The 13,224-nt window shown below is 70.3% G+C and carries 16 protein-coding genes; 10 read left to right on the top strand and 6 right to left on the bottom strand.

What is annotated here, in order from left to right; all coding sequences use genetic code 11:
• Positions 1-26 precede the first annotated feature (26 nt).
• A complete protein-coding gene (locus FM051_RS02935) occupies positions 27-1,262 on the top strand; it encodes an MFS transporter (protein WP_238412097.1) in 1,236 nt (411 codons plus the stop codon).
• A 13-nt stretch (positions 1,263-1,275) separates the two neighbouring features.
• Here FM051_RS02935 and FM051_RS53010 read toward each other — a convergent pair whose 3' ends face one another.
• A complete protein-coding gene (locus tag FM051_RS53010; RefSeq protein WP_274383441.1) occupies positions 1,276-1,401 on the bottom strand; it encodes a hypothetical protein in 126 nt (41 codons plus the stop codon).
• 9 nt (positions 1,402-1,410) lie between these two features.
• The gene (locus tag FM051_RS02930; RefSeq protein WP_158840348.1) at positions 1,411-2,250 is read right to left on the bottom strand and encodes a LysR family transcriptional regulator; all 840 of its coding nucleotides are present in this window, start codon (positions 2,248-2,250) and stop codon (positions 1,411-1,413) included.
• Between the two features lie 71 nt (positions 2,251-2,321).
• Here FM051_RS02930 and FM051_RS02925 point away from each other — a divergent pair, with 71 nt between their 5' ends.
• The 4 genes from FM051_RS02925 to FM051_RS02910 all read left to right on the top strand — a co-directional run bounded on the left by FM051_RS02925 (position 2,322) and on the right by FM051_RS02910 (position 4,794).
• On the top strand, positions 2,322-2,783 hold the full coding sequence (locus FM051_RS02925; RefSeq protein WP_158840346.1) for a cupin domain-containing protein: 462 nt from the start codon (positions 2,322-2,324) through the stop codon (positions 2,781-2,783).
• A 10-nt stretch (positions 2,784-2,793) separates the two neighbouring features.
• Positions 2,794-2,988 carry a DUF3046 domain-containing protein gene (locus FM051_RS02920; protein WP_158840344.1) on the top strand — a complete coding sequence of 65 codons (195 nt, stop codon included), beginning with the start codon at positions 2,794-2,796 and terminating at the stop codon, positions 2,986-2,988.
• Positions 2,989-3,159: 171 nt separating this feature from the next.
• Entirely contained in the window at positions 3,160-4,203 is a 1,044-nt protein-coding gene (gene recA, locus FM051_RS02915; protein WP_158840342.1) for a recombinase RecA, read from the top strand.
• A 6-nt stretch (positions 4,204-4,209) separates the two neighbouring features.
• A complete protein-coding gene (locus tag FM051_RS02910; RefSeq protein ID WP_158840340.1) occupies positions 4,210-4,794 on the top strand; it encodes a regulatory protein RecX in 585 nt (194 codons plus the stop codon).
• A gap of 38 nt (positions 4,795-4,832) precedes the next feature.
• Here the strand turns inward: FM051_RS02910 and FM051_RS02905 are convergent, their stop codons facing one another.
• Positions 4,833-5,525, bottom strand: a complete 693-nt coding sequence (locus FM051_RS02905; RefSeq protein WP_158840338.1) for a YqeB family protein — start codon at positions 5,523-5,525, stop codon at positions 4,833-4,835.
• A 54-nt stretch (positions 5,526-5,579) separates the two neighbouring features.
• Between FM051_RS02905 and FM051_RS02900 the strand changes: the two genes are divergently transcribed.
• Positions 5,580-6,236 carry an HAD family hydrolase gene (locus tag FM051_RS02900; RefSeq protein ID WP_158840336.1) on the top strand — a complete coding sequence of 219 codons (657 nt, stop codon included), beginning with the start codon at positions 5,580-5,582 and terminating at the stop codon, positions 6,234-6,236.
• A 66-nt stretch (positions 6,237-6,302) separates the two neighbouring features.
• Here the strand turns inward: FM051_RS02900 and eda are convergent, their stop codons facing one another.
• Complete coding sequence (gene eda, locus FM051_RS02895) at positions 6,303-6,941, bottom strand: bifunctional 4-hydroxy-2-oxoglutarate aldolase/2-dehydro-3-deoxy-phosphogluconate aldolase (protein ID WP_238412096.1); 639 nt, start codon at positions 6,939-6,941, stop codon at positions 6,303-6,305.
• Entirely contained in the window at positions 6,938-8,803 is a 1,866-nt protein-coding gene (gene edd, locus FM051_RS02890; RefSeq protein ID WP_162470677.1) for a phosphogluconate dehydratase, read from the bottom strand. The genes eda and edd overlap by 4 nt, the downstream gene beginning before the upstream one ends.
• A 224-nt stretch (positions 8,804-9,027) precedes the next feature.
• Here edd and FM051_RS02885 point away from each other — a divergent pair, with 224 nt between their 5' ends.
• From FM051_RS02885 to FM051_RS02870, 4 genes are all read left to right on the top strand, one after another.
• Entirely contained in the window at positions 9,028-9,321 is a 294-nt protein-coding gene (locus tag FM051_RS02885) for a hypothetical protein (RefSeq protein WP_158840334.1), read from the top strand.
• Between the two features lie 117 nt (positions 9,322-9,438).
• Positions 9,439-10,200: a hypothetical protein gene (locus FM051_RS02880; protein ID WP_158840332.1), complete on the top strand. Its 762-nt coding sequence runs from the start codon at positions 9,439-9,441 to the stop codon at positions 10,198-10,200.
• 9 nt (positions 10,201-10,209) lie between these two features.
• Positions 10,210-12,093, top strand: a complete 1,884-nt coding sequence (locus FM051_RS02875; protein ID WP_158840330.1) for a fumarate reductase/succinate dehydrogenase flavoprotein subunit — start codon at positions 10,210-10,212, stop codon at positions 12,091-12,093.
• A gap of 1 nt (position 12,094) precedes the next feature.
• Positions 12,095-12,844 carry a succinate dehydrogenase/fumarate reductase iron-sulfur subunit gene (locus FM051_RS02870; protein WP_158840328.1) on the top strand — a complete coding sequence of 250 codons (750 nt, stop codon included), beginning with the start codon at positions 12,095-12,097 and terminating at the stop codon, positions 12,842-12,844.
• 36 nt (positions 12,845-12,880) lie between these two features.
• Here FM051_RS02870 and FM051_RS02865 read toward each other — a convergent pair whose 3' ends face one another.
• Entirely contained in the window at positions 12,881-13,201 is a 321-nt protein-coding gene (locus tag FM051_RS02865; RefSeq protein ID WP_158840326.1) for a metalloregulator ArsR/SmtB family transcription factor, read from the bottom strand.
• Positions 13,202-13,224 lie beyond the last annotated feature (23 nt).

Below are 13,224 nucleotides of genomic sequence, written 5' to 3'. Positions count from 1 at the left end.
CCGTTCCCCCTGGCACGATCATGATCATGACTGTGGTCGACGTCGTGCAGCGCAGGGTGCTGCGGGTGCTGGCGGTGACCCAGGTGCTGGGCGCGGCGGGCGTCGCCATCGGTCTGGCGGTGAGCACGCTCATCGCGGCCGTGCTGGCGGACTCCGACGCGGTCGGCGGGCTGGCGCAGACCGCAGCGGTGCTCGGCGCGGCCCTGTTCGCCCTGCCCGCGGCCCGGTTGGCGGCCCGGCGCGGACGGCGTCCGGCGCTGGTCCTCGGCTACGGCGCGGGCGCGGTCGGCGCGGCGGTGGCGGCGTGCGCGGTGGTGCTCGGCTCGTGGCACGTGCTGCTGGTCGCGCTCGTCCTGTTCGGCGCGGCGTCCAGTGCGAACCTCGCCGCCCGGTACGTGGGCGCGGACCTCGCCCATCCGCACCGCAGAGCGCGCTCGGTGGCGTTGGTGGTGTGGGCGGCGACGGTGGGCGCGGTGGTCGGGCCGAACCTGGCCCACCCGGCCGGGCAGGTGGCCGTGCGGCTGGGGTTGCCGGTGGGCGCCGGGCCGTACCTGTTGTCGGCGGTGTTGTTCGGCTTGGCCGCGGTCGTCGTCCTGCGGTTCCTCAGGCCCGATCCGCTGACCATCGCGCAGTCCGCCGTCGCGCCCGCGCACTGTGCCGGGGGGATGGGCGACACCAAGGGGTCGATGGCGGTGTTGCGGTCGCTGCCCGCCGCCGGGAAGCTCGCGCTGGGCGGCGTGACGCTGTGCCACACCGCGATGGTGGGGCTGATGTCGATGACCCCGGTGCACATGGACCACGGGGGCTCGTCGCTGCGCGTCGTGGGCGTGGTGATCAGCCTGCACGTCGCCGCGATGTACGCGGCCAGCCCGTTGTTCGGGTGGATGGCCGACCGGTTGGGCCGGGTGCCGGTGCTCGCGATCGGCGCCGCGCTCGTGGTCGCCGCGTCCGGCATCGCGGGCATGGCGCCCTCGCACGAGGCGCCGCAGCTGGCCGCCGGGTTGGCGCTGCTGGGTTTCGGCTGGTCGGCGGGCCTGGTGGCGGGATCGGCGCTGCTCACCGAGTCGGTGACGGTGGTGGACCGGCCGGCCGCGCAGGGCCTGTCGGACCTGTCCATGAACGTCGGCGGCGTGCTCGGCGGCGTCGCGGCGGGCGTGGTGGTGACCGCGTGGTCCTACGCCGCGTTGGGGCTGGTCGTCGGGTTCACCGCGCTGCCGCTGCTGGTGGCGTGCCTGTTCGCGTCGCTGCAGCGGGTGCGTTGACCGGGCGCGTCGATCAGCGCTTGCGGTTGTACCAGAGCGCGCGCAGGCCCACGACGATCGCCGCGACGAGCCCGGCGATCACCACGATCGTGGCGATCGGCGACGACATGCCCGTGGGGTCTTCCTGCAACAACAGCACACGTCGAGGTTAGCGCGCCGCCGCGGCGAATTCGCGCACCCGGACCGTTTCGCCCGCGCTGCGCCAGACCATGCCCCACGCCAGCCGCGGCGCGTCCACCAGCGGCAGGAACACGATCTTCGGGCGGGTGAAGTAGCCGACGGCGTGCGCGCCCAGCGGGCAGACGCCCTCGCCGTTGGCGATCGCGGTGAGCAGTTCCTGGAACGTCGTGAGGTCCCGTCCACGCTTGACGGGCGCGCCCTCGGGGGTCGTGTCACTCCAGTAGGCGGCTTTGAAGACCGTGTCGCGTGCCAGGTCCTCCAGGGTCACGGACTTCTGCCGTGTGAACGGGTGTGTGTCCGACACGGCGAGCACCAAGGGCTCTTCGAAGACGACCGGACCGGAGGTCAGATCCGGCTCGTCCACCGGGAACAGGGTCACCAGCACGTCCACCTCGTCCGCCCTGAGCAGCGAGAACGGGTCGGTGAACGGGGCCTCGCGGACGCGCACCTCGCTGTCCGGGTGGCGGGCGCGGAAGGTGTCGAGGACGTCCGTGATCAGGTCGGCGATGGCCGGCGCCTCGAACCCGACGCGCAGCAGAGCCGTCCCGCGCGCGGCCTCCACAGCGCGCGCTATGCCGTCCACGATCTGTTGATAGGCGGGCGCGAGGTCGTCACGCAGGCGGCGGCCGATGGGGGTGAGCGCGACCCGGCGGCTGGTGCGCTCGAACAGGGGCGCGCCGATGCGGCGTTCCAGCTGCTTGACGGACTGGCTGACCCGCGCCTGGGAGACGCGCAGGCGTTCGGCGGTGCGGCTGAAGTGCAGCTCCTCCGCGAGCGTCAGGAAGACCTCCAGGTCACGCCGTTCCATAACACCGAGGTTATCGTTCTATCCGATCTTCGTCGTTGTTCGGGGTCCTTCGAGCGACGAATCTCGACCACATGGAAAACACCCTGCTCGTCCGGGCCGACCAGGCCGAGAAGCTCGACGCCGACCCCGCCGCCGTCGTCACCCTCCTCGCCGACCTCGACGGCCTGACCAGCAACCGGTCCACCTTCCGCGACGGTTCGGACGGCGCGCCGCCGCACTTCCACACCCGCGCCTCGGAGCTGTTCTTCGTGCTCGACGGGACGCTCCAGGTGCTGCTGGACGAGGACGTGCTGACCCTGGAGCGCGGCGATTTCCTGGTCGTGCCGCCCCGCGTGCCGCACGCGTTCGGCGCGCTCAAGGGCGCCGACGCCGACGTCCTGTTCGTCTTCACGCCCGGCATGGGGCGGTTCGACTACTACCGGCTGCTCGACCGCGTGCAGCGCGGCGAGGCGAGCCCGCAGGAGATCCGCGACTCGCAGGACCGGTTCGACAACCACTACGTCGACAGTCCGGCGTGGAAGGCGGCGCGATAACCTGGAGGGGATGCGCATCACGATGTTCCGCAAACTGATGGCGAACGAGTTCGGCCAGGTCAGGGCGGAGATGGTGGCCAGGGATCACGTGCTGTCGGCCCTCGGCGGGCGGACGCCCGACCAGGCGTTGGAGGCGGGGTTGTCGGCCAAGGAGATCTGGCTGGCGGTCTGCGATGCCTTCGACGTGCCGGAACAGCGGCGGTGACCTGGCGTGTCGACCAAGTGGTCGAACACCTGTTCGGCTACACTCCCCGACACGACCGGGTGACAACACCCCGCGGGTGACCTGGTCCCCGCCTAAAAATGTCGGACCCCACCCGTAACGTCGGCCCCGACATCGCACAGCGACCCCAAGACACTCCGAGGTGGACTCCAGATGGCACCCCAGGCACCCGACCGGGACAAGGCCCTCGAGCTGGCCTTGGCCCAGATCGACAAGCAGTTCGGCAAGGGCTCGGTCATGCGGCTCGGCGAGGAAGCCCGCGCCCCGATCCAGGTGATCCCCACCGGCGCGATCGCGCTCGACGTGGCACTCGGCATCGGCGGCCTGCCCCGCGGCCGCGTGGTCGAGATCTACGGCCCGGAGTCCTCCGGTAAGACGACGGTGGCGCTGCACGCCGTGGCCAACGCCCAGCGCGGCGGCGGCATCGCGGCGTTCATCGACGCCGAGCACGCGCTCGACCCGGACTACGCGAAGAAGCTGGGCGTCGACACCGACGCCTTGTTGGTCTCCCAGCCCGACACCGGCGAGCAGGCGCTGGAGATCGCGGACATGCTGGTCCGCTCCGGCGCGCTCGACATCCTGGTCATCGACTCGGTGGCGGCCCTGGTGCCCCGCGCCGAGATCGAGGGCGAGATGGGCGACAACCACGTGGGTCTGCAGGCCCGCCTGATGAGCCAGGCGCTGCGCAAGATCACCGGTGCGCTCAGCAACTCCAACACCACCGCGATCTTCATCAACCAGCTGCGCGAGAAGATCGGCGTGATGTTCGGCTCGCCCGAGACCACGACCGGTGGCAAGGCGCTGAAGTTCTACGCGTCGGTGCGGCTGGACGTGCGGCGCATCGAGACCCTGAAGGACGGCGGCGAGCCGGTCGGCAACCGCACCAGGGTCAAGGTCGTGAAGAACAAGGTGGCCCCGCCGTTCAAGCAGGCCGAGTTCGACATCCTCTACGGTCAGGGCATCAGCCGGGAGGGTTCGCTCATCGACATGGGCGTCGACCAGGGCATCCTGCGCAAGTCGGGCGCCTGGTACACCTACGAGGGCGACCAGTTGGGCCAGGGCAAGGAGAACGCGCGGAAGTTCCTGCGCGAGAACCCGGACGTGGCCAACGAGATCGAGAAGCGGATCAAGGACAAGCTGGGCATCGGCGCCACGCTCGACGCCGAGGAGCCCGCCGCGGCGCCGGTCGAGTTCTAACCTGGCATGGCAGGACGAGGTGGCCGTGGTCGCGGGCTGTCCCGCGACCCTTCGGCCGACGACACCGAGCCGCGCCCGGTCGACCCGGTGCAGGAGCAGCGCAAAGCGACGGACATCTGCTACGCGCTGCTCACCGCACGGGCCAGAACGCGCGTGGAGTTGAAGGACGCCTTGCTCCGCAAGGGCATCACGGAGCAGACGGCCGAACTCGTGCTGGCCAAGTTCGACCGGGCGGGGCTGATCGACGACGCGGCCTTCGCCGAAGTCTGGGTCCGCTCGCGGCACACCTACCAGGGGTTGGGGCGTAGAGCCCTGGCCATGGAACTGCGCCGCAAGGGCGTCGCGGACGAGGTGGCGGCCGAGGCCGTCGCGGCGGTGGACGACGAGGCGGAGGAAGACCGGGCGAGGGACCTGGTGCGCAAGAAACTGCGCACCATGGCGACCCTGGACGACACCACCAAGATCCGCCGCCTGGTCTCCGCCCTGGCCCGCAAGGGCTACGCCGAAGGCCTCGCCTACCGCGTCGTGCGCGAAGAACTCCGGCGTGTGGGCGAGGACACCACGACCCTGGACGACCTGACCCAGGACTGACGGTCAGGTCGGAGGGGGGCCGACCGTCGGGGCCGGCCTCAGGGCAGTGGCCGGGCGAGTCGCCAGTACTGGCGCTTCTTCTCCTCGCGCACGACAACACCGAGCCGGCTCAGCTCGTCCCGCAGTTCGGCCGCGTCTTCCTTGTCGTCCTTGCGCAACGCCTCGGCCCGCACCTTCAACAACGCGTTCGCCCCCTGCGGCAGGTCCGGCGTCCCGTCGACCCACCGCCGGTACTGGTCGCGGTACGGGTCGCCGTCATCCAGCCACTGGTACCCGTGCGTCTGGAAGGCGTCCGCCAGCGCCTCCGGCTTCAGGTCATGGCTCTCGCGGGCCAACTCGCCGGTGTCCACGCCGAGCAGCACGAGCTTCTTGCCGTCCAGGAACACCCCGGACACGAGTGTCCGGTCGAAACTCCTGTGCTTCCCGCCCCTCAACAGTTCGACACCCTCGTTGAACACCTCGACGACCAGCCGCTCGTGAGCCGCGATCCCGGCCACCACCAACCCGAGCACGGCGCCGACCGCCACCGAACCGACCGTCGCCCAAGGCTCCGGGATGGACGCCACCAACCGGAACGGCCCCTGCATCGGCGCCCACGGCAACCCGGCCACCCACCCGGCGATGGCCTTCAGCCCCCACACCACGACCGCGCCCAGCACCGGGAAACCGACCGACACCAGTGCCACCTGCCCGCGAGGTTCGGCGACCACTGTGGTTCGTCGCGCGCTCATCCCGCACTACCTCCCCCGATGTGAACGTTCAACCTATCGCCGTACCCTGCACGGGTGGGCATAGGGGCCGGGCACATCAGCGCCGAACACGTGGTCTGGGACTGGAACGGCACCCTGCTCGCCGACAACGACGCGGTCCTCGCCGCGGTCAACCGGGTCTGCCGCCACTTCGGCCGCCCACCCATCACCCTGGACCACTGGCGCGACGTCTTCAGCCGCCCCCTCAAGGACTGCTACGAGCGCCTGCTCGACCGCGAACTGACCGCACGGGACTGGGCCGACATCGACGTCCTCTACCACGACGAGTACCGCAACCTGCTGAACCTGTGCGGCCTGGCCACCGGCGTGCCCCACCACCTCCGGCAGCTCCGCCACACCCAGTCGCTGCTCTCGATGTGGTTCCACGACGAGCTGGTCCCGCTGATCACGGACTTCGGCCTGGAAGAGCTGTTCACCCGGGTCGACGGCCTCCGCCTCACGACCGGCGGCGGTTCGAAGGCCGAACACCTCGCCGAACACCTCGACGCGCTGAAGCTGCACCCCCACCGGGTCGTGCTCATCGGTGACGTGGTGGACGACGCCGAAGCCGCCCGGCACGTCGGCGCGCAGGTCGTCCTGGTCGCCACCGGCACCAGCTCGCGCAAGGTGCTCGAACAGGCCGGCGCACCGGTCGCCGACTCGATCCCGGAAGCCCTGACGTACTTGCTGTGACCGGGGCGTACTCGCTGTGACCGGGGCGCCTCCCCGTTCGACGAAGGAGGCGCCCCGGATCACGACTCAGAGAGCGGCGGCAGCCCGTGCCAGCTCTTCGATCCGCGCGAAGTCACCCGAGGCCAGCGCGTCCTTCGGCGTGAGCCACGACCCGCCGACGCACCCGACGTTCGGCAGCGCCAGGTAACGCGGCGCGCTCGCCGCCGTGATGCCGCCGGTCGGGCAGAACCGCAGGCCGGGCAGCGGGCCGCCGATGGACTTGAGGTGGTCCACCCCGCCCGCGGCCTCGGCCGGGAAGAACTTCAACGAGGTCAGCCCGCGCTCGGCCAGCCGCATCGCCTCCGACACGGTCGCCGCGCCCGGCAGGAACGGCAGCCCGGTGTCCTCGACCGCGTCCAGCACCCGGTCCGTCGACCCCGGCGTCACGAGGAACGCCGCACCGGCCTTCGCGGCCTGCTCGGCGTGCTCGGGCGCGGTCACGGTGCCCGCGCCGATCACGATGCCCGGCACCTCCGCCGCCACCCGCTCGATCGCGGCCAGCGCGGCGGGCGTGCGCAGGGTCAGCTCGATCACGCGGATGCCACCGCGCAGCAACGCCTGCGCCAACGGCACGGCGTGCGCGGCGTCGTCCACGACGACGACCGGGATGACGGGGGACAGCGCCAGCAGATCCGCGGCCGTGGCGTGCGCTGGGGTGGTGGTCACCGGGAAACCTCCTGGTTGAGCTGGCCTTCGAAGTGCGAGGCCGCGATCGGTCCGAACACGCTCGCGCCGCGGTCGGCGGGCCCGACCGCCCGGCGCAGCGCGGCGAACAGCTCCCGGCCCGTGCCGGTCCACGCCTGCGCGTCCGGTGGGAAGTCCACCAGGTCGCGTCCGGCCAGCTCCGCCGGGTCCACGAACGCCTCCAGCGTGCCCGTCTCGGCGTCGAGCCGCAGCACGTCGCCGTCGCGCACGCGGGCCAACGGGCCGCCGACGGCCGCCTCCGGGGTGAGCTGGATGGCGGCCGGGATCTTGCCCGACGCGCCGGACATCCGCCCGTCGGTGACCAGCGCGACCTTGAAGCCGCGGTCCATCAGCACGCCCAGCGCCGGGGTCAGCTTGTGCAGCTCGGGCATCCCGTTGGCCTGCGGCCCCTGCTGCCGCACCACGACCACCACGTCCCGTTCCAGCTCGCCCGCCTGGAACGCGGCGCTGAACGCCTCCTGCGAGGTGAACACCCGCGCCGGCGCCTCGACGACCCGGTGCTCCGGCTTGACCGCCGACACCTTGATCACCGCGCGGCCGAGGTTGCCGGACAGCATGCGCAGGCCGCCGTCGGCCGCGAACGGCTCCGACACGGGCCGCAGCACATCGGTGTCCAGCGAGTAGCCGGGACCGTCACGCCAGGTCAGCACGCCTTCGACGAGCACCGGCTCCTGCCGGTAGCGGTCCAGCCCGGGGCCCGCGACCGTGCGAACGTCGGCGTGCAGCAGGCCCGCGTCCAGCAGCGTGGAGACGAGGAACTGCACGCCGCCCGCGGCCTGGAAGTGGTTGATGTCCGCCGAGCCGTTCGGGTAGACGCGGGCCAGCAGCGGCACCACCGAGGACAGCTCGGAGAAGTCGTCCCAGTTCAGCTCGATGCCCGCGGCCGACGCGATGGCGACCAGGTGCATGGTGTGGTTGGTCGACCCACCGGTGGCCAGCAGCGCGATCACGCCGTTGACGACCGACTTCACGTCCACCACGTGCCCGATCGGGGTGTAGTCGTCGCCGCGGCTGATCTCCACCGCGCGCCGCGCGGCCTCCTCGGTCAACGCGCGCCGCAGCCCGGTGCCCGGCGGCACGAAGCTCGCGCCCGGCAAGTGCAGGCCCATGACCTCGACCACGAGCTGGTTGGAGTTCGCGGTGCCGTAGAAAGTGCAGGTCCCGGGGCTGTGGTAGGACGCGGACTCGGCTTCCAGCAGGTCCTCGCGGGACGCCTTGTTCTCCGCGAACAGCTGCCGCACCCGTGCCTTCTCGGAGTTCGGCAAGCCGGAGTTCATCGGGCCCGCGGGCACCAGGATCGCGGGCAGGTGCCCGAACGACAGCGCGCCGATCAGCAGACCCGGCGTGATCTTGTCGCACACGCCGAGCAGCAGCGCCGAGTCGAACATCTCGTGGGACAGCGCGATGCCGGTGGCCATCGCGATCACTTCCCGGCTGAACAGCGACAGCTCCATGCCCGCACGGCCCTGGGTGATGCCGTCGCACATCGCGGGCACGCCGCCCGCGAACTGCGCCACGCCGCCGACGGCGCGCGCGGCGTCCTTGATCCACGCCGGGTACTCGTGCATGGGCTGGTGGGCGGACAGCATGTCGTTGTACGCGGACACGATCGCCACGTTCGGGCGACGCAGTGCCCGCAGTAGCTCTTTGTCACCGCCCGTGATGCCCGCGAAACCGTGCGCCAGGTTGCTGCACGCCATGTCGCGGCGGGCCGGGCCCTCCTGCTGGGCCTGGGCGATTCGTTCGAGGTAGGCGGACCGGCCGGCGGCGCTGCGGGCGGCGATTCGAGCCGTCACTCCGGCGACGACGGGATGCACGCTCATGGTTCGCTGTCTCCGGTGGTGATCACGGGCCGTGATGGGCCCGGTGGGACGGCAGCGCTGGCGTCGCACGTGCGGACGTGACAGTTAGCACAGTAAGTCACGACACATGATCGTCACAAAACCGATTCAGATCCTGAGACACGACTCGAATCCCTGTGGTGCTTGTCACAAGGCTTTCGACTTGGCAGAGTCGGCACCGGACCCACCCGAGGGAGGTGCTGACCATGACGTCCTCCGAGATCGTCGAGTTGCGCCGGACGCTTGGCCAACTGCGCCACTGCGTCGGCGGCCTGCGCGCCAGGTACGGCGACGTGGCCGCGGTGCAGCGGCTGGCCAACGACGTCGAACGCCTGGACATCGACGCGACCGAGCTGTTGGACCTGGAAAGCACGCCACGGCAACGTGAGGCGCCGAGGGTCGAACGGGAAGTCGTCGTCGTCCCCGACACGCCGTACGACCCGAAGCTGTGGACCGACGCCGACGACGAAGGACTCGGCGGCTACCGCCATCGAACCTGAGCAGACAGCAGGCCGGCCCCCGCGTGAGAACGCGGGGGCCGCTCCCTTTTTCGGCCCAAGAGTGTGTCCCGCACCACAATGTGTCCCGCACCACAACGACGTGGAACGAGGTGAGGTATGAGGGCGCAGATCGCCCAGCGCACGTTGCGGACGGACCGGTGGTGGCTACCGCCGCTGGCGACGTTCGTCGGCTTGTTGCTGATCTCGATCTATGCGGCCGTGAGGACCTTCATGGGCGACTACTACTGGGTGGACGAGTACCGCTACCTGACGCCCATGTACTCGCCGTGCCTGAGTGAGGAGTGCCTGCCCGCGGCAGCGCACTTCGGCCGGCCGCTGCCCGAGCTGCCGGGGTTCCTCACCCCGCCGGTGGTCATCATCCCGTTCCTGCTCGGTTTCCGGGTGACCTGCTACTACTACCGCAAGGCGTACTACCGGGCGGCGTGGATGTCCCCGCCCGCGTGCGCGGTGGCCGAGCCCCACGCCAAGTACACCGGTGAGACCCGCTTCCCGCTGATCGCGCAGAACCTGCACCGCTACTTCTTCTACGCGGCCTCGCTCCTGCTGCTGATCAACGTCTACGACGCGATCTACGCGTTCAGCACCGGCGTCGGGCTGGGCAACCTGGTGCTGCTGGTGAACGTGGGCCTGCTCGCCGCGTACACGCTGTCGTGCCACTCCTGCCGGCACATCGCGGGCGGGCGGTTGAAGCACTTCTCCAAGCACCCGGTCCGGTACTGGGCGTGGACGCAGATCTCCAAGCTCAACGCCAAGCACATGCAGCTGGCGTGGGCCTCGCTGATCTTCGTCTGCGTCACGGACCTCTACGTCGCGCTGGTCGCCTCCGGGACGATCTCCGACCTCCGATTCGTCAACTGAGGAGTGGTTTTGCCCGAGCTGGAACGGCATTCGTTCGACGTGCTCGTGATCGGTGCCGGCGGTGCGGGGCTGCGCGCCGCGATCGAGGCCAGGGAACACGGGATGCGCACGGCGGTGCTGTGCAAGTCGTTGTTCGGCAAGGCGCACACGGTGATGGCCGAGGGCGGCATCGCCGCGGCCATGGGCAACGTGAACTCCAACGACAGCTGGCAGGTGCACTTCCGGGACACCATGCGCGGCGGGAAGTTCCTCAACAACTGGCGGATGGCCGAGCTGCACGCCAAGGAGGCGCCCGACCGGGTGTGGGAGCTGGAGACCTACGGCGCGTTGTTCGACCGCACCAAGGACGGTCGGATCAGCCAGCGCAACTTCGGCGGCCACGAGTACCCGCGGCTGGCGCACGTCGGCGACCGCACCGGGTTGGAGCTGATCCGCAGCCTCCAGCAGAAGGTGGTGTCGCTCCAGCAGGACGACTACGCCGAGACCGGCGACTACGAGTCGCGGCTGAAGGTGTTCCAGGAGTTCACCGTCACCGACCTGGTGCTGGACGACGGCAAGGTGGCCGGCGCGTTCGGCTACTGGCGCGAGTCCGGCCGGTTCGTGCTGTTCGAGGCGCCCGCCGTGGTGCTGGCGACCGGCGGCATCGGCAAGTCGTTCAAGGTGACGTCGAACTCGTGGGAGTACACCGGCGACGGTCACGCCCTGGCCCTGCGCGCCGGCGCGTCGTTGATCAACATGGAGTTCGTCCAGTTCCACCCGACCGGCATGGTCTGGCCGCCGTCGGTGAAGGGGATCCTGGTCACCGAGTCGGTCCGCGGTGACGGCGGCGTGCTGCGCAACTCCGACGGCAAGCGGTTCATGTTCGACTACATCCCCGAGGTGTTCAAGGACAAGTACGCCGACAACGAGGCCGAGGCCGACCGCTGGTACGCCGACCCCGAGCACAACCGGCGGCCACCCGAGCTGCTGCCGCGCGACGAGGTCGCCCGCGCGATCAACTCCGAGGTCAAGGCGGGACGCGGGTCCGAGCACGGCGGCGTGTTCCTGGACGTGTCGACCCGGCTGCCCGCGGAGGAGATCACCCGGCGGCTGCCGTCGATGCACCACCAGTTCAAGGAGCTGGCGGACGTCGACATCACGGCGCAGCCGATGGAGGTCGGGCCGACCTGCCACTACGTGATGGGCGGCGTGCAGGTCGACCCGGACACCGGCGCGTCGTCTGTGCCGGGGCTGTTCGCGGCGGGCGAGGTGTCCGGCGGGATGCACGGCTCGAACCGGTTGGGCGGCAACTCGTTGTCCGACCTGCTGGTGTTCGGGCGACGGGCGGGCGCGGGCGCTTCCGACTACGTGTCGGGGCTGTCGGCGCGGCCGGTGTGCTCGGATTCCGCCGTGACCGAGGCGGAACGGGTGGCCGTCGCGCCGTTCTCCGGTTCCGACGGGGGCGGTGAGAACCCGTACACGCTGCACATGGAGTTGCAGCAGGCGATGAACGACCTGGTCGGCATCATCCGCAAGGCCGACGAGATGGACCAGGCGATCAAGCGGCTGGACGAGTTGAAACGGCGGGCCGCGACCCTGGTGGTCGAGGGGCACCGGCAGTTCAACCCCGGCTGGCACCTGGCGCTCGACCTGCGGAACATGCTCGTGGTCAGCGAGTGCGTGGCGCGGGCGGCGTTGATGCGCACGGAGAGCCGAGGCGGGCACACGCGGGACGACTACCCGCAGATGGAGGCCGACTGGCGGCGCAAGCTGCTGGTGTGCCGGCTGTCCGGCCCCGACGGTTCCGTGGAGGTCGTGGAGGAGCCGCAGATCCCGATCCGGTCGGACCTGCTGGCGTTGTTCGAGCACGGAGAGTTGCAGAAGTACCTGACCGCGGACGAGCTGGAGGGGTGACATGGGGTACCAGGGGCACTTCCGCGTGTGGCGCGGCTCGGACCAGGGCGGAGGGCTGGAGGACTTCACCGTCGAGGTCAACGAGGGCGAAGTGGTGCTCGACGTGATCCACCGGCTGCAGGCGACCCAGACGCCGGACCTGGCCGTGCGGTGGAACTGCAAGGCGGGCAAGTGCGGGTCGTGCTCGGCCGAGATCAACGGCAAGCCCCGACTGCTGTGCATGACGCGGATGTCGGTGTTCGCCGAGGACGAGACGGTGACCGTGACGCCGATGCGGACGTTCCCGGTGATCCGCGACCTCGTGACGGACGTGTCGTACAACTACGAGAAGGCGCGCGAGATCCCGTCGTTCAAGCCGCCGGCCGGTGTGGCGCCGGGGGAGTACCGGATGCAGCAGGTCGACGTGGAGCGCTCGCAGGAGTTCCGCAAGTGCATCGAGTGCTTCCTGTGCAACAACACGTGCCACGTCATCCGTGACCACGAGGAGAACAAGGAGTCGTTCGCCGGGCCGCGGTTCCTGATGCGGGTGGCGGAACTGGAGATGCACCCGCTGGACGAGGCGGACCGCGTTCCCGAGGCGCAGTCGTCGCACGGCCTGGGGCTGTGCAACATCACCAAGTGCTGCACCGACGTGTGCCCGGAGCACATCAAGATCACCGACAACGCGTTGATCCCGATGAAGGAACGCGTGGCCGACCGGCGTTACGACCCGGTCGTGTGGCTGGGCAACAAGCTGTTCCGCCGGAACTGACCTCGACGGGACCCGCCCACCGGCGTGGGCGGGTCCTCAGGAGCGGCCTCGCCGGTGGTTCCGGACGACGACCTGGTCGGGGCAGACCGCGCCCAGGAACCTGCCGACGTGCAACGCCAGCCGTTCCGCCACGAGCGAGTAGAAGATCCGGTTCGCCTCACGCCGCTCCCGCACCAGCCCGGCCGACTTCAGCACGCCCAGGTGCCTCGAGATCGAGGGACCGCTGATCGGGAACCGGCCCGCGATCTCGCCCGCGGTCAGCTCGCCGGAGCGGAGGTCCTCCAGGATCTGCCGCCGGGTCGAGTCGGCCAACGCGCGGAAGACACTCGCCTCCCGGTCGGCTTCGACGCTGTCCATGCTTACTGTTTAGCGCAGGAGCT

This window comes from Saccharothrix deserti (assembly GCF_009769385.1).
Taxonomy (GTDB): Bacteria; Actinomycetota; Actinomycetes; order Mycobacteriales; family Pseudonocardiaceae; genus Actinosynnema; species Actinosynnema deserti.
This window is presented reverse-complemented; position numbering and strand designations above follow the sequence as displayed.